This is a genomic window from Streptomyces sp. NPDC030840, from assembly GCF_055572015.1.
Map to the genome: position 1 here is coordinate 299,312 of NZ_JBVIEE010000008.1, position 14,963 is coordinate 314,274.

Consider the following 14,963-nt stretch of genomic DNA (forward strand, 5'->3'; position numbering starts at 1 on the left):
CCCGGTTCAGACGCGGGCGTCCGGCGCCCGCGTGGTGCTCGGCTCCGCTCCGGCCCGTACCGTGACATCGGCCAGGTCACGATGGCGTGTCTCCTTCGCGGCCCCCACCGCGATCAGGGTCAGCACGGCGGCCGCGATCACGTACAGGGCGATCGGCGTGGAGTCGCCGTAGTCGGACAGCAGCGCTGTCGCGATGAGCGGGGCGGGCGCGCCCGCGGCGACGGAGGCGAACTGCGCGCCGATGGAGGCGCCCGAGTAGCGCATCCTGGTCGCGAACATCTCGGAGAAGAAGGCCGCCTGCGGGGCGTACATCGCGCCGTGCAGGACGAGGCCCACGGTCACGGCGGCGATCAGGTTGCCGAAACCGCCCGTGTCGATGAGCGAGAAGAACGGGAACATCCACAGGCCGACCCCGGCCGCGCCCAGCAGGTACACGGGCCGCCGGCCCACCCGGTCGGACAGCGCGCCCCAGAGCGGGATCACGGCGAAGTGCACGGCGGAGGCGATGAGGACCGCGTTGAGCGCCGTCTGTTTCGAGACCCCGGCGGACGTGGTGGCGTACACGAGGATGAAGGCGGTGATCACGTAGTAGCTGATGTTCTCGGCCATGCGCGCGCCCATCGCGACCAGCACGTCCCGCCAGTGGTACCGCACCACGGCGACCAGCGGGAGCTTCTCGGCGGCGGCATCGGCCTTCCGCGCCTCGGCCTGCGCCCGTGCCCGCTGGAAGACGGGTGATTCGTCGACAGACAGACGAATCCACAAACCGACGATCACCAGCACACCGGAGAGCAGGAACGGGACCCGCCAGCCCCAGGCCGTGAAGGCGGCGTCCGACAGCACGGCGGTCAGCAGGGAGAGCACGCCGGTCGCCAGGAGCTGACCTGCGGGCGCACCGGTCTGCGGCCACGAGGCCCAGAATCCCCGGCGCCGCGCGTCCCCGTGCTCGGACACGAGCAGCACGGCACCGCCCCACTCGCCACCGAGCGCGAAGCCCTGGACGAGCCGCAGCATGGTCAGCAGCACGGGCGCCGCCGTCCCGATCGTGGCGTGCGTCGGCAGCAGACCGATCGCGCACGTCGCCCCGCCCATCAGCAGCAGGCTCAGAACCAGCAGTTTCTTGCGACCGATCCGGTCGCCGTAGTGCCCGAACACCAGAGCACCCAGGGGCCGGGCCGCGAACCCCACCGCGTAGGTGAGGAACGACAACAGGGTGCCCACCAGCGGGTCGGAGTCCGGGAAGAAGAGCTTGTTGAAGACGAGCGCGGCGGCGGAACCGTAGAGGAAGAAGTCGTACCACTCGATGGTGGTGCCGATGAGGCTGGCGGCGACGATGCGCTTGAGGTTGGCGGGTGGTGGGGGAGCGGTTGCTGCGGAGGCCATGTTCGCCACTTCCTCGTGTGCGGTGGGGACGGGTGGGTTGTCCGGACACCGTAGGAACATGCAGGTCAGACGCACATGTGGCGCGACAACATAGTTCAGGGGTGGGCTGTGCATGTGGCCACCATGCGTGGGGCGGTGGTGGCGGATGCTGGCTGCACGGGAACCCGGAGAAGAACCAGGCCGCGGCCAAAGCCTGCTCCCACCTGATGTTCAACCAGTGCCGGCCGGCCGAAGCCATCGACCGGTTCGCCGGTGAGACCTGCATCAGCACAACCGCATGTCGCCGACGGCAAGCAGGCGTTCATCGACTACTTCAAACGCATGGGCGCCGAGCCATCGAGCCGATCACATATGTGGCCAGCGTTCGACCCATTGACACCTCCGATGAATCGGTGATTGCCTTCGATGCGCTCAGCCTCCGGTCGACTCCGCGCACCCCCATGGCCACGGACCACTGGAAAGGCGAACCCGCATGCCCAAGAACCGGCACCTTCTCGCCACCTTGGTGGCGGCGCTGGCGATCGTCCTGCTGGGGACGGCCGGCGCCCTGCCCGCAAGAGCCGACGCGGGGCCTGCCCCCGCCACCGGTCGCGGCTGGACGGGCACCTGGGAGGCGGCGGCCTCCGGCACCGTCCCGGGCCTGCCCGGTACCTCCATCCGCAATGTCGTCCACGTCAGCGTGGGCGGCCACGCCGCGCGCGTCCGCATCTCCAACCGGTTGGGGACCTCACCACTCGAAATCGGCGCCGTGACCGTGGCACTCCAGGAGAGGGGCGCGCCGAAGAGCCCGAACGCCGCCGCGGGAACGATGCGCACCGCCACCTTCCGCGGCGCCCCCTCGGTGACAGTCCCGTCCGGCGAGGACACGGTCACCGACCCGGTGCCGCTCAAGGTGCCCGACGGTGCCAACCTCCTGATCACCGTATACACGCCGGTCGACTCCGGCCCGGCCACGTACCACCGTTCGGCCCTGCAGACCAATTTCCTCGCCCCTTCCGGCAACCGCGCCGCCGACGAGGACGGATCCGCCTACACCCAGACCACGGGCTCCTGGTACTACGTGACCGGCGTGGACGTGTTCAGCCCGCGCACCGCCGGCAGCGTCGTCGCCCTCGGTGACTCCATCACCGACGGGTCAGGGTCGACGTCCAGTGCCAACCGCCGCTGGCCCGACCGGCTCGCCGAACGGCTGCGGGAGCTGCCGCCGCACCGCCGGCTCGGCGTCCTGAACGCCGGGATCGCCGGCAACCGCCTCCTGCTCGACGGCACCGGCCCCAGTGCACTGTCCCGGCTCGACGCCGACGTGTTCTCGCGCACCGGCGTACGCACGGTGATCCTCATGGAGGGCATCAACGACATCAAGGGCAACCCCAACCAGACCGACCCGGCCGCGTTCGAGGACGCCTACCGGCAGATCGTGCGACGCGCCCACGCCCGCGGCATCCGCGTCATCGGCGCCACCATCACCCCGTACGGCGGCAACGGCGGCTACACCGAGGCCCGGGAGGCCGTACGCCAGTCCGTCAACACGTTCATCCGCACCAGCGGCCTCTTCGACGCCGTCGTGGACTTCGACGCGGTGGTCCGCGATCCCGCCGACCCCCACCGCATCCTGCCCGCCTACGACCCGGGTGACCACCTGCACTTCAACGACGAGGGACTGAAGGCGATGGCCGACGCGATCGATCTGAACGACCTCCGCTTCAGCGGCGGACAGAGCGCCCGGCGCGACGCCGCCTGACCCAGCCCGCACACGGGCCGCCCGCGTGCTGCGGGCGGCCGTCGGGAACCCGAGAGCCCGGGGGACGAACCCGCCTGAGCGTGCCCTGCCGCGGGCTCCGCGTCAGCGGTGGGCGCTTCAGCCCTCGGCGAGTGCGATGGCTGCCGCGGGACAGACGGCCGCCGCCTCCCGGACCGCCGTGTGCTGGTCCTCGGCGGGCTCGGCGTCGAGCAGTACGACGACACCGTCCTCGTCACGCTGGTCGAAGACGTCCGGCGCGGCCAGGACACAAGTAACGGGTCAGTAGGGCGCCCGTGTCTCCGCTGGGGAGTTCGGCGGTGGCCACCGGGCACTGCTCGCGCAGCCGCTTCCAGTCGGCGGGAGGACCGAGAGGTCCGTCGTAGGGCAACGGCAGGCGGACGGGGAAGCCGCTGTGCTGACCCATCTGGCATCTGCATGTGTGGGGGGAGGGGTTGGAGTGCTGACTCCCTTTTAAAGCAAGGGACTTATTTAACGTACCGTCAGGGTGACGTCTCTCCAAGGCGGTCCTGGCGATGTGGCCGAATGCTCCCCATTGACCGTCGATACGCTGTACCGTACGTTGACCCGCATGCCTCGTCACTCCGCTTCGCTGGACCGCGCGACCCCGGACCGCATCGCCGAGACCGCCCTCGCCCTGATCGACGAGGGCGGCCCCGAAGCTCTGACCTTCCGCGCGCTGGCTTCGCGGCTGCAGATCTCCCTCGCCTCGCTCCAGCGCCGCTGTACCGACCTGGCCGGACTGCTCGACCTGTGCCTCGACCACCTGGCCGCCCAACTGCCCGCTGCCGGGCCGGACGCCGACTGGGCCGCCGCCACCGAGTCCCGGTTCACCGCCCTCTACCGGCTGCTGGCGGACCGTCCGGGGCTGCTCGCCCTGCGCGGGACGCGACCCTGGCTCGGGCCCCACCTGCTGGCCCGCCTGGTCGAACCGCAGCTGGCCGACAGTCTTGCCGCCGGAATGACTCCTGAGGAGGCGATCACCGCGTACCGGCGGATGTATCTGCTCACCCTCGGCAGCGCCGGCTTCGTGGACCACCGTGGCGCCATGGCCGCCCAGGCGGCCACCCGCACCGCGCTGGCCGCGCTCGACCCGGAGGAGTTCCCGGTGCTGACCGGCAACCTGCCCGTGATCGTGCACGCTGTGACCGACGACGAGGTCTACTACGGCGCGCTGCGCCAGCTCATCGAGGCGGTGGATCCGGCGCGGGCGCCCGACTCGTCGGCGGACTTCGCCGCACCCAGGGACACCCGTGACAGCTGACCCGAAAGCGGGGCGGTGCCCGCTTCCTCCTCCCGCCGTAGAAGAACAGCCCGTCCGACAACAGCGAGGACTCCGAGCATGACCACGACCACGACCACCGCCACGGCGCGCGTCTTCAGCAGCGACAACACGGCCGGCACCTCGCCGGAGATCATCGAAGCGGTGACCCGGGCGATCACCGGCCCGGCCCTGCCCTACGGAGCGGACGACGGTACGGCCACGGTCAAGCGCCGACTGGGCGAGATATTCGAACGTGACGTCGATGTCCTGCTGGTCTCGACGGGGACCGCGGCGAACGCCCTGAGCCTGGCCGCGCTGACCCCGCCCTGGGGCAGCGTGCTGTGCCACCGCGAGAGCCACATCAACAACGACGAATGCGGTGCGCCCGGGTTCTACACTGCGGGCGCGAAGCTGGTTCCGCTGGGCGGGGACGACGCCAAGATCGACCCGGCGGAGTTGCGAGCCGCCGCACGCCACAAGGCCGGTGACGTGCACAGCGTGGAGCCCTCCGCGGTGAGCGTCACCCAGGCCACGGAGACCGGAGCCGTCTACACCCTCGACGAGATCCGCACCCTCGCCTCGATCGCCCGGGAAGCCGGTCTGCGCCTCCACATGGACGGCGCGCGTTTCGCCGGAGCCGTCGCCTCCCGCGGCTGCGCCCCCGCCGATCTGACCTGGCGGGCCGGAGTCGACCTGCTGTCCTTCGGGGCCACCAAGAACGGCACGATGACCGCCGACGCCATCGTCGTCTTCGACCGCACCCTCACCTCCGAACTCGCCTTCCGTGCCAAGCGGGCCGGCCAGCTCACCGCCAAGATGCGCTTCCAGGCAGCCCAGATGGACGCTTACCTCAGAGACGACCTGTGGCTGCGCAACGCGGCCCACGCCAACGCCATGGCCGCCCGGCTCCAGGAGGGCCTGAAGGCGATCCCCGCGGTGGGTCTGCTCGGCGCCGCCGACGCCAACATCCTCTTCTGCCGCCTGCCCCGGAAGGTCACCGAAGGCCTCCTGGCCGAGGGCTTTGCCTTCTACCACGACCGCTGGGAGCCGGGCGTCGTCCGCTTCGTGACCTCTTTCACCACCACGGAGCAGGACGTCGACGACCTCGTTCAGGCCGCCGGCCGCCACGCCACCTGACCCAACGGACGCGCAGGTCCCTCGCCGCGGGGGAGCCGGAGTCCGTGATTCCTGGTCAGAAGCCGTTCGCGGTGTCGACGGAAGAAGAAGGCCCGAGCCGGCTCATGCGATTGCGTACGCTTTCGTCGTTCGACCTCGCCGACCTGGTCGAGGGTCTGCGCCGGCTTCGGGGACGGGCCTCGCGGACGGATCCCACGTCCCCGGTGGTGGTGATGGCCGGCAGGACGAGGCGGGACGAGCAGGTCAGCGCGACACGCGAGGCGCTCCTGCGTGCCGCGGAGCGGCTGTTCGCCGAGCACGGGGTGCACGCCGTCGCCCATCGTCAGATCAGCGAGGCCGCCGGGCAGGGCAACAACGCCGCGGTCAGCTACCACTTCGGCACCAAGATCGACCTGGTGCGCGCCATCGCCCGCCGGCACGCCGAGGGCATAGAAATCGGCCGTCTGCGCATGCTCGCCGACATCGACGACTCCGCGGACCCGAGGGACTGGGTGGCCTGTGCGGTGCGTCCTGTCACCGAACATGTGGAGGCCCTGGGAACCTCCAGTTGGTACGGCCGGTTCATGGCCCACTCACGGCCGACCCGGTCCTCCGGGCGGTCACGAGTGAGGAGTTCACGGCCGGCTCGCCGTCGATGCGGAAGCTGCAGGACGGCCTGAACCGCTGTCTGCCCGACCTGCCGGCCGAGGTGCATGCCGAGCGTTCCGCCATGACCCGTCACCTGATCACGCAGATGGTCGCGGAACGCGAACGCGCACTGGCGGACAACGCGCCGACGCCCCGCGCCAGTTGGCGTGAGGCGGCGAACGGTCTGGTCGACGCCGTCGCCGCCCTGTGGCAGGCGCCGGTCACCCGCGAGGACTGACGGTCGACCCGCCAGACGCAGTCGTTGTGCGTCCGGCGGGTGGTTCCGCGGAGGGCAGCCCGGCACGCACACGCCTTCGTGCGCGGCGCGCGGCGCATGGCTGGACCCTTGAGGAACCGGCGGCCCAGGTCGGCCAGTCCACCCTCAGCCGCGTCGCTCGCCCACGCGTGCCCACCCCGGCGGCGAAGGGCTCGTCGCCCTGTCCGGCACGACGAGCCACCGACCCGGCACGCGCTTCTGGATGATGTGAACCGTGTAACCGCACGGAACGTACTCCTGACCGATCCCGGAGTGATCGGGGCCCTCCGTCTCGGGTGTCCGAGCGCGGAGCCGCGGTCGGCCGCATCGGTGGTACGGAACAGGGAGGGGACCGGTTTCATGGAGGGTGCTCCCGCAGCGGAAGCTCCGTTCCGCGGACGAGAGCTCATGACGCCCGGAGAGGACTTCGTCTCCGAGCAGGCCGAGCCCGGGGAAGCGGAAGGAGGAGACGCGGCGCCCTCGGTCGAGGAACTGCTGGCGCTGCACGGCAAACCCATCCTGGACTACGCGGCGCTGTGCACCGGGCCCAGTCCGGGCGCGGCGGAGCGGCTCGCCGGGCAGGCCTTCCGCACCACCTACCGCGACGCGGCATCGCATGCCGACGCCAGCTTCCCGTGGCGGCCACGGCTTCTCGCGGCGGTCCTCGAGGCCGCCCGGGAATGGAACGCCGACGACAGGCGCTCGTCCCTCCACCCGGACCTGAGGGACGGCGTCACCCCTGCCGTGCGCCGGACCGCGCCCGCCCCCAACCGCGGGACCGGCGGGAGAGGCCTGGTCCTGCGCGCCTTCCGGAACATGCCGGACCGCACCCAGGCACTGCTGTGGCACAGCGAGGTCGAGGCGGAGGACATCGAGGCGGTGGCGTCCCTGCTCGACGCCGAGCCCTCCCTGCTGAACGCCGAGCGCGCCCGCACCCTGCTGCGCGACGAGTGCGTGCGGGCCCACCTCGACCTCGCCCCCGAGGAGCGCTGCCGCCGCCACAACCGGCTCATCGACGTCCACGCCCGCCCCGGAGCCGGCGAGACGGTGCCCCAGGTACTCGAACACCTCGACAGCTGCGCCTACTGCGCCGCGGCGGCGGACCAGCTGGACCAGTCCCCGGACCGGCTCCCCACCCTGCTCGCCGAGGCCGTCCTGGGCTTCCGCGCGGCCGACTACCTCGCCACCCGGCCCGCCCGCCGGGTGGCGTCGGCTCATGGGCGCCCGGGGCCCGCCCCGGAACACGCGGGCGCCGAGGCCCGGCCGGCCGGTTCGGACGAACTCGTACCGCGGCGCCGCCGGTGGCCGCTGGTTGTCGCCATGGGCGTGGCTCTGTGCGGGGTCGTCGCGGCGGCGCCCATGGCCCTCACGGGAACCGGGGACGACCTGGCGGAAGCGGGCGGCCCAGGGCCCTCCCCCACCCGGAGCCCGTCCGACTCCGCCCCCGGATCGTCCGCCGCCACCCCGCCACCCAGCGCCTCCCCTTCACCCGGCACGGAGGACGCCCTGGTCACGCGGTTCCGCAATGCGAGGACCGGGCTGTGCCTCGACGTGGCCGCACCGGCCGAGGTGGCGGGCGCGCCCGCCGTGATGGCGGAGTGCGGTGCATCGGCGACCCAGGTGTGGCGATTTACGGACGAGGGACGACTGCGGAACCAGGCCGCCCGCGACCTGTGCCTGACCGCCGAGCCGGAAGGAAGCCTCGAACTGCAGCCGTGTGCCGACCCGCAGGTTTCCAGGGCCGCGGACGGTGAGCAGCCCGACGACACGCGGTACGACCTGGCGGCCGACGGCCTCTTCACTCTCGCCTCGGAGGCCGACGTGGCGGTGACGCCCGACCGCCCCGTCAAAGGGTCGATCGTCCTCCTGGAACCCGTCCCCGAGGACAGGGTCCGCAGGTCCCAGCGCTGGCGTACCGACGAGGTGGCCACCACTGCCCTCTCGGCGTCGCGGCCCCCACGGGACACCACGGCCGCGGACTGAGGCCCACCCGGCCGCGCGCGACCGGACCTCCCGGTACACAGGTGGACGCCGGCGGGCCAATCGTCGTCGCCGACCGGACGCACCGGCGGGCGAGGTCACGTCCGCTCCCCTCCCGGAATCCCCTCTCCCGGGGCCGAATGAGACGCCGCAATGCGGCGCTCATTCATGTGACACCGCAGGACCTGGCGTCGGCCGCCGGGCCGGCACACCCGGGAACAGGCACGCGGGTGCGGTCGGGGTCAGGCGTGACGAAGACGCCGTCCGCGGTGACCACGGCGACCGACGGGTCCGTCTCGACGCTGATCGAGCCGTCAACGAAGACCTTGCGGCCCTCGGATCCCGTGACCCGGGCGTGGACCCGCAGGGGTGTCTCCAGCGGGACGGGCCGGTGGTAGCGCACCCGCAGGACACGGTCATGCCGGGGCTTCCGGCCGCGACGCAGGCCCTGCCCATCAGTTCGTCCAGCAGCATGGCACTCATGCCGCCGTGCCCGTGGCCGGGCGGGCCCTCGTGGGCGGCGCGCAGGGTGCAGTGGCCGACCAAGCCGTCCCCGTCCGGAGCCACGCGCAGGGGCGGGGCGAGGGGGCTGCCGGCTCCGGTGACGGGACTGTACATCCGTATCCCGTCCGGGAACTCGTCCACTGCCGGTATCTCCGCCAGTGCGCGCGCCCGGCCGGTCAGTTGCCCGGTGAGCAGGCGGACGCCGTCCGCCACGCGGTGCAGGGCTTCGGCCGGGGTCGTGGTGCGGACGGTGGCGTCGACCAGGGCCCGCAGCTCGTGGCCGAGTGCGGCGATCGCGGCCCTCCGGCGGTCCAGTTCATCTCCGGTCGGTCGTACGGGATCGGCGTCGGGCGCCGGGGTGTGGGTCCGTCGTGCGTTCACCGGGTTTCTCGGTCGGGGCCCGGTGGGCCGTGGGCGCTCGGTCAGCCGCCGTCGCGTACGAAGACGGGCTTGAGGCGCTTCTCGGGGAGGGCGTCAGGGAGTTGTTCCCAGTCGAGGACGTGGGAGACGACCCCGGCGGGGTCGACGTCGCCGGAGCGGGCGAGTTCGATGGCGTCGGGGATGTGGCCCCGGACGTTGTCACGGGCGATGCGCAGGGTGACGCCGGTGAGGTACATGTCGAGCAGGGGCAGTTCGCCGGAACGGAAGTGGTTGCCCGCCGATTCGCAGATGCCCTCCGGGGCGAGGCACTGGACGGCGAGGGCGAGCTGGTCGACCCGGCCGGTCGCCTCGACGGCGAGGTCGAAGCCGTGCCGGACGGGCTCGACCGTCTCGGCCGTGCGGGCGCCGTAACCCTCGGCGAGCCTGCGGTGTTCGGGGTCGGGGTCGACGTACAGCACGTCGGAGGCGCCGAGCGCTCGGGCGATGTCACAGACGTACAGGCCGATGCTGCCCCGGGCGACGACCAGGACGCGGGCCGACGGTTTGACCTTCAGATGGGGCGCGACCAACCGCCAGGAAAGGGACCAGTTGTCACTGGCCGACGCCATGGCGACGGGGTCCAGACCTTCCGGCAGCGGTACGAGCATGGCGTCCGCGTACGGTACGCGGACCAGGTCGGAGAACAGGCCGCCCCAGTCGCCGCCGATCGGGGCGCCGTACATGGCCATGTGCGGGACCGCCGTGCAGTGCGCGGTCAGCCCGGTGCGGCAGTTGTCGCAGGTACCGCAGTTGATGGACCAGGGCACGACCACCAGGGCACCCGGAGCCACGGACGTCACCGCGTCGCCGGTCTCGACGACCCGCGCCACGCACTCGTGGCCGAGGGCGAACGGCGGGTCGATGAAGCCGTGTCCGGCGAGGATCGCGGAGTCGACGTCGCAGGAAGTGGCGGCCACGGGGGCGACGATCGCTTCCCGGCCGGACCGGAGCGTGGGGTCGGGTGCCTCGCGCCATTCGACGGTGTGCCGGGCGACATAGGTCAGTTCACGCATCGGCGTTCTGCTCCTTCGCCAGGGCGACGAGATCGGCGTACCGGATGACGGAACCTCCGGCGCCCCAGGTGCCGTCCGGCTGCTCGTGCACCAGCACCCACACGCGCAGGGCGTCGGCCTGGGGAAGCCCGGCGGCATCGAGCACGGTCCTGGTGGCGTCCTCGACCAGGCCGGCCTTGCGGCGTTCCGACAAGGCGCCCTGGGGGACCGTCACCTCCACCAGGAACCGCGGCGTGCCGTCCTCCGCGGTGGTCTGTGCCCCTTCGGGCAGTTCGACGAGGTAGCTCCATGCCTGGGCCCGGAGGAACGCGGTGTCGGGCGCTCCCTCCCAGCGCAGCAGTACGGCGGCCAGCTCACGCTGGACGGTCCCGCGGCCTTCCTCGGTCAAGGAACCGGACGGGACGGTGAGCCGGATCATCGGCACGACGTGGTCTCCTTTCGGCGGTGCACGGACTATGACGGTCGTTATAGCCGGAGGTCACGCTAGACTATGACGAGCGTTATATCCAGGGCGCGGAGATCCAGAGGTCTCAGCGGTCTCAGAGGTTCAGAGGGGAGTGCGGCCTTGGCCAAACCCAGCGCGCCGTCGCGCGAGCGCATCGTGGCCGGTGCGGCGGACATGATCAGCAGGCGGGGCCTGAACGCGACGAGCATCCGGGAGCTGGCCAGGCACGCCGGCGGACCGCTCGGCTCGACCTACCACTACTTCCCCGAGGGTAAGCAGCAACTGGCCACCGAGGCGGTGCGGTACGCGGGTGGAGCGGTCGCGCGCGTTCTGCGCAAGGAACTGGACGCGGGTCCGCTCGCCGGACTCCGGGCCTTCCTGGTCCTGTGGCGGGGGATTGTCGTCGAGAGCGACTTCCGGGCCGGCTGCCCTGTGCTGGCCGTCTCCGTCGAGGAGCCGCCGGCGGATGAGGTCCCGCCCGCCCTCGCCGCCGCAGCTGAGGCGTTCGAGAGCTGGGAGCGGTTGCTCGCCGACTCGCTGCGGGCGCACGGGGTGGCCGCCGATCGGGCCGAGGGGCTCGCGGCACTCGTCGTGGCGTCGGTCGAGGGTGCCACCGCCATGTGCCGCGCCGGGCGCAGCGCGCGAGCCCTGGACCAGGTCGCGGAGCAGCTCGAAGCGCTGATCGTCGGTGCGCTGGGCCGTCCGGCCTGACGGCGAGGGCTTCCGGCGTGGTGGGGCCGAGTCGCGCCCCGAGCGAGGGGCCCGTTGAGCGTGCCACACGCCAGGGTCGCCGGATGCCCTGGGTGGTCGATCTGGCGGAGGAGCGCTACCACCCCGCCTGTGTCAAGGCCGCGGCGCCGTCCTCGGCGATGGCGGGTCTCAGGCGTCGATCGCCGCGCGGATCGCCTGGGCCTTCTCCTCGGTGAACACACCGCTGGCCAGGAGGGAGAGGATGGACAGGGTGCCGCCGCCGGAGCCCCAGCTGCCTTCCTCGATGACTCGGAAGTCGACCCACCAGGACGGTGACGGCTGCGGCAGTCCGCAGGCCTCGGCCAGTGCGGACAGGATGTGCTCGATGACCTTGGCCCGGACCTCCCGGGGCCGGTCCCCGTCCATGACCGCCACGTCGACGACCATCACGTCGAGGTCCTGGCCGGTGTCCGCCAGCAAGCGCCCTCCGATGGCCATCATGTCCGGCTCGCGCTCCACGAAGTGCACCTGGAAGCCGGGTCGCGCGGCCGGTGCGAACCGGCCGACCTCGGGCACCAGGACGGCGTCCGTCAGAGTCTCGGCCAGGGTGCGGCGCTGGTCGGGACTCAGACGGTCCTTCGGCACGTTCGCGGTGATGACGGTCGCGGCAACCTCCTATGACAACTGTTATAGTCGCATCGTACACGGGCAAAAACGAGTGTCATACCAGTGAGGTGGAGACACGCGAAGGGCCGGCAGGGACAGCTCCGCCTGTCCCTGCCGGCCCTCCGCGGACCGCCCACCCGGCACCTTCCCCTGGTTCTTCCCTTCGCCGGTGCGCCCCGCGCGGTGTGCGGTGTGGTTCGAGCGGTCAGTCCTCGCCCCTGACGATGTTCGAGTCCGCGCCGGTGCCGTCCGTACGGCGAAGTCCCCGGACCTCGAGTGCGGGAAGGCAGGTGCGCAGCCCCTTCCCGCGCTGACGGCGGGCCTTCGCCCAGCCAGTCTCCCGGACCACGAGTTTCTCTGCCGTATGCGTGCTCACGACGCCTCATCTTCTTTCCGGTACCGCTCTTCCCTGGAGCCGACCGGGTTCCCCGCCGCCGGACGGCTGAAACATGCCGTGGCAGGGGGTGTCGTCACGCCTGGCGTTCGCCTCGTCCGGACCCGCGTGTGTGCGAGGCGACGGGTTCGTCGGGTGATTTACGGTGTCTTGATGCGAGTTGTGCCTAAATGGGCCCTGCTCCCGTCCGGGTGCGCGCCCGTCCTGCTGGCCGCGGGCTGGGTGATCGCGGGGTCACTCGAGGGGCCCGCCTACGACCCCGTCACCCAGACCATCAGCGTGCTGGGGGCCTACGGCGCTGCGGGATTCTGGGTGATGACCGGAGCGCTGGTCGCCCTGGGTGCCTGTTACCTGCTGACTGCCTGGGGGCTGCGTGCCGCCGCGCTTCCCGGACGTGTGGCGCTGGGGGGCGGCGGAGTGGCGGCGCTGATGGTGGCGCTGTTCCCGGCGCCGGTCAGTGGGGGCTCCCTGCGCCACGGTTCCGTCGCCGCGGCGGGATTCACCCTCATGGCGGTGTGGCCGGTCCTGGCCGCCCGGCGCGACAGCGCCGCGCCGTGGGGCCTGCGACCCGTGCCCTCCCTCGTGGCGACCGCGGTGATGGGCGTCGGCGCGGCGTGGTTCCTGTTCGAGATGCAGGTGCGCGGTGCCGCCGGTGTCGCCGAACGCGTTGTGGCGTCCGTCCAGTCCGTGTGGCCGTTCGTGGTCGTCGCCTCCTGCCTCCTCCACCCCCGCCACGATCAACGGTTGACGTGACCGGTGCCGACGGGTGGCGCACCGCCGGGTCGGCGAAAAAGGGACAGGAGCCGAAGGAAGCAGGAGCCGAGGGGGACAGGAGTGGAAAGCAGGAGCCGAGGGTGAGGACTCGGGGATGAGAGCTGGCCGTCAGGCGCCCGGTCCGCCGGCCTCTTGGCGGGGGCCGGCGTTCTTCTGCTTGATGCGTGCGGCTTCCCTGCGGACCTCGGCCTGGGTGGCGCGTTCCTTCTCCAGCCATTCGGGCCGGTCCGTCAGCAAGGCCTGGATCTGCTCGGTGGTGAGGGGGTCCGTCACCCCACCGCGCGCGAGACCCGAGATGGACACCCCCAGCTTCGCCGCGACCACCGGCCGCGGGTGGGGGCCGTCGCGCCTGAGTTCCCGCAGCCACTCGGGTGGATCGGCCTGCAGCTCGTTCAACTCGGCGCGTGAGACGACACCGGCCTGGAACTCGGCCGGGGTGGCCTCGAGGTACACACCCAGCTTCTTCGCCGCGGTCGCGGGCTTCATCGTCTGGGTGCTCTTGTGCGACTTCATGGTGTCCAGACTATCGGCCGTGTACCGGGCCCCGGGACGCCGAGCCGTCTGCCCGTGGGTTGTCCGCCGGTGAGGCACGCGGTCGGCGAACCATCTGTCAGCCGGGCAGCTGAGGCGCCTGTTGGCGAGACCTCGTCCGGCGACCGGTAACCTGGCCGGGTGACAGGTTCGGAAGCATCCCCTTCGTTCCGGCTCGCGTACGTCCCGGGGGTGACGCCCTCCAAGTGGGTGCGGACCTGGAACGAGCGCCTCCCCGACGTCCCGCTGACCCTCGTCCCCGTGCCGGACGCGGAAGCGGCGGACGCGTTGCGGAGCGGGACGGCGGACGCGGCGCTGCTGCGGCTGCCGGTCGACCGTACGGTCTTCAGCGCGATCCCCCTCTACACCGAGACCACCGTGGTGGTCGTTCCCAAGGACCACCTCGCGACAGCGGTGGACGAGGTGTCGGCCGAGGACATCGCCGAGGAGGTCGTGTTCCACCCGCTCGACGACGTCCTCGGCTGGGACGAGCCGCCGGGGCGTCCCGCCCTCGAACGCCCCGCCACGACGGCCGACGCCATCGAACTCGTGGCGGCAGGCGTGGGTCTCCTCGTCGTCCCCCAGTCCCTGGCCCGCCTGTACCACCGCCGGGATCTCACGTACCGGCCGCTCCTGGACGCACCACAGTCGAGCGTCGCGCTGTCATGGCCCGAGGACGCGACGACCGATCTGGTCGAGGACTTCATCGGAATCGTCCGGGGACGGACCGTCAACAGCACACGAGGGCGCGCCGCGAACACCGCACAGACGGAGCGCGGGCGCCCCGACGCGGACCGCGCACGGCGGAAGCCCGGGGCAGGGGCCACGAGCGGCAAGAAGACCGACGGGGCGGGAAACGCGAGCCGCGGGACCAGGAAGACAGGGGGCGGCTCCAGCGGCTCCAGCCGTTCCGGCGGCTCCCGGGGCGGCCGGCGCGGAAGGCCGCGCCACCGGTGAGGAGCGTCGCCGCTGACGGCAGCCCAACACGGGCGTGACGTCCGTGACGTGAGCCCTCCTACTTCCCCCCGGCCCCCGATGCCCGGCGCCGTCGCCAGTTCCTCGAACGGGGGCCCCAGGCCGCCCGTCTGCGCCCCGCCCACGGGATGACGGACCGTGAGTA

Annotated in this window: 14 protein-coding genes and 2 pseudogenes; 8 read left to right on the top strand and 8 right to left on the bottom strand. The window is 71.9% G+C overall.

Translation table 11 applies throughout. The features are described 5' to 3' along the window. Positions 1-6 precede the first annotated feature (6 nt). On the bottom strand, positions 7-1,383 hold the full coding sequence (locus ACZ49J_RS20145) for an MFS transporter (protein ID WP_467449667.1): 1,377 nt from the start codon (positions 1,381-1,383) through the stop codon (positions 7-9). A 472-nt stretch (positions 1,384-1,855) separates the two neighbouring features. Here ACZ49J_RS20145 and ACZ49J_RS20150 point away from each other — a divergent pair, with 472 nt between their 5' ends. After that, on the top strand, positions 1,856-3,124 hold the full coding sequence (locus tag ACZ49J_RS20150; RefSeq protein ID WP_467449668.1) for an SGNH/GDSL hydrolase family protein: 1,269 nt from the start codon (positions 1,856-1,858) through the stop codon (positions 3,122-3,124). A 117-nt stretch (positions 3,125-3,241) separates the two neighbouring features. Here ACZ49J_RS20150 and ACZ49J_RS20155 read toward each other — a convergent pair. After that, a pseudogene (locus ACZ49J_RS20155) lies at positions 3,242-3,394 on the bottom strand (4Fe-4S domain-containing protein); the annotation flags it as partial. A gap of 319 nt (positions 3,395-3,713) precedes the next feature. Here ACZ49J_RS20155 and ACZ49J_RS20160 point away from each other — a divergent pair. The 4 genes and pseudogenes from ACZ49J_RS20160 (at position 3,714) to ACZ49J_RS20175 (ending at position 8,409) form a co-directional block, all read left to right on the top strand. After that, positions 3,714-4,406 (top strand): TetR/AcrR family transcriptional regulator, encoded by a 693-nt coding sequence (locus ACZ49J_RS20160; RefSeq protein WP_467449670.1) that lies wholly within the window; start codon positions 3,714-3,716, stop codon positions 4,404-4,406. A 78-nt stretch (positions 4,407-4,484) separates the two neighbouring features. Then, positions 4,485-5,543, top strand: a complete 1,059-nt coding sequence (locus ACZ49J_RS20165) for a threonine aldolase family protein (RefSeq protein ID WP_467449672.1) — start codon at positions 4,485-4,487, stop codon at positions 5,541-5,543. Between the two features lie 212 nt (positions 5,544-5,755). Then, positions 5,756-6,408: pseudogene (locus ACZ49J_RS20170) on the top strand (TetR/AcrR family transcriptional regulator). Between the two features lie 426 nt (positions 6,409-6,834). After that, positions 6,835-8,409: an RICIN domain-containing protein gene (locus ACZ49J_RS20175; RefSeq protein WP_467449674.1), complete on the top strand. Its 1,575-nt coding sequence runs from the start codon at positions 6,835-6,837 to the stop codon at positions 8,407-8,409. Positions 8,410-8,572: 163 nt separating this feature from the next. Here the strand turns inward: ACZ49J_RS20175 and ACZ49J_RS20180 are convergent, their stop codons facing one another. The 3 genes from ACZ49J_RS20180 to ACZ49J_RS20190 all read right to left on the bottom strand — a co-directional run bounded on the left by ACZ49J_RS20180 (position 8,573) and on the right by ACZ49J_RS20190 (position 10,767). Further along, positions 8,573-8,809, bottom strand: coding sequence for a hypothetical protein (locus ACZ49J_RS20180; RefSeq protein WP_467449676.1), 237 nt, complete (start codon positions 8,807-8,809; stop codon positions 8,573-8,575). A 523-nt stretch (positions 8,810-9,332) separates the two neighbouring features. Further along, entirely contained in the window at positions 9,333-10,343 is a 1,011-nt protein-coding gene (locus ACZ49J_RS20185; protein WP_467449677.1) for a zinc-dependent alcohol dehydrogenase, read from the bottom strand. Further along, on the bottom strand, positions 10,336-10,767 hold the full coding sequence (locus ACZ49J_RS20190; RefSeq protein WP_467449679.1) for a tautomerase family protein: 432 nt from the start codon (positions 10,765-10,767) through the stop codon (positions 10,336-10,338). Before ACZ49J_RS20190 ends, ACZ49J_RS20185 begins: the two co-directional genes overlap by 8 nt. A gap of 141 nt (positions 10,768-10,908) precedes the next feature. Between ACZ49J_RS20190 and ACZ49J_RS20195 the strand changes: the two genes are divergently transcribed. Further along, positions 10,909-11,499 carry a TetR/AcrR family transcriptional regulator gene (locus tag ACZ49J_RS20195; protein WP_467449680.1) on the top strand — a complete coding sequence of 197 codons (591 nt, stop codon included), beginning with the start codon at positions 10,909-10,911 and terminating at the stop codon, positions 11,497-11,499. Between the two features lie 168 nt (positions 11,500-11,667). Here the strand turns inward: ACZ49J_RS20195 and ACZ49J_RS20200 are convergent, their stop codons facing one another. Both ACZ49J_RS20200 and ACZ49J_RS20205 read right to left on the bottom strand, forming a co-directional pair. Continuing rightward, positions 11,668-12,123 (bottom strand): tautomerase family protein, encoded by a 456-nt coding sequence (locus tag ACZ49J_RS20200; RefSeq protein WP_467449681.1) that lies wholly within the window; start codon positions 12,121-12,123, stop codon positions 11,668-11,670. Between the two features lie 226 nt (positions 12,124-12,349). Further along, positions 12,350-12,520, bottom strand: a complete 171-nt coding sequence (locus ACZ49J_RS20205; protein WP_467449682.1) for a hypothetical protein — start codon at positions 12,518-12,520, stop codon at positions 12,350-12,352. Positions 12,521-12,691: 171 nt separating this feature from the next. On the opposite strand from ACZ49J_RS20205, the gene ACZ49J_RS20210 reads away from it, so the two are divergent. Then, positions 12,692-13,291, top strand: a complete 600-nt coding sequence (locus tag ACZ49J_RS20210) for a DUF998 domain-containing protein (RefSeq protein ID WP_467449684.1) — start codon at positions 12,692-12,694, stop codon at positions 13,289-13,291. A 129-nt stretch (positions 13,292-13,420) separates the two neighbouring features. Here the strand turns inward: ACZ49J_RS20210 and ACZ49J_RS20215 are convergent, their stop codons facing one another. Next, positions 13,421-13,825 (bottom strand): DUF5997 family protein, encoded by a 405-nt coding sequence (locus ACZ49J_RS20215; protein WP_467449685.1) that lies wholly within the window; start codon positions 13,823-13,825, stop codon positions 13,421-13,423. Positions 13,826-13,984: 159 nt separating this feature from the next. Here ACZ49J_RS20215 and ACZ49J_RS20220 point away from each other — a divergent pair, with 159 nt between their 5' ends. Further along, entirely contained in the window at positions 13,985-14,800 is an 816-nt protein-coding gene (locus ACZ49J_RS20220; protein ID WP_467449686.1) for a LysR family substrate-binding domain-containing protein, read from the top strand. Positions 14,801-14,963: the final 163 nt, after the last annotated feature.

What these genes read in the sequence shown, in the direction of transcription:
- ACZ49J_RS20145 (WP_467449667.1), bottom strand. Translation starts at nt 1,383, where the DNA reads ATGGCCTCCGCAGCAACCGCTCCCCCACCACCCGCCAACCTCAAGCGC.
- ACZ49J_RS20150 (WP_467449668.1), top strand. Translation starts at nt 1,856, where the DNA reads ATGCCCAAGAACCGGCACCTTCTCGCCACCTTGGTGGCGGCGCTGGCG.
- ACZ49J_RS20160 (WP_467449670.1), top strand. Translation starts at nt 3,714, where the DNA reads ATGCCTCGTCACTCCGCTTCGCTGGACCGCGCGACCCCGGACCGCATC.
- ACZ49J_RS20165 (WP_467449672.1), top strand. Translation starts at nt 4,485, where the DNA reads ATGACCACGACCACGACCACCGCCACGGCGCGCGTCTTCAGCAGCGAC.
- ACZ49J_RS20175 (WP_467449674.1), top strand. Translation starts at nt 6,835, where the DNA reads ATGACGCCCGGAGAGGACTTCGTCTCCGAGCAGGCCGAGCCCGGGGAA.
- ACZ49J_RS20185 (WP_467449677.1), bottom strand. Translation starts at nt 10,343, where the DNA reads ATGCGTGAACTGACCTATGTCGCCCGGCACACCGTCGAATGGCGCGAG.
- ACZ49J_RS20210 (WP_467449684.1), top strand. Translation starts at nt 12,692, where the DNA reads ATGCGAGTTGTGCCTAAATGGGCCCTGCTCCCGTCCGGGTGCGCGCCC.
- ACZ49J_RS20215 (WP_467449685.1), bottom strand. Translation starts at nt 13,825, where the DNA reads ATGAAGTCGCACAAGAGCACCCAGACGATGAAGCCCGCGACCGCGGCG.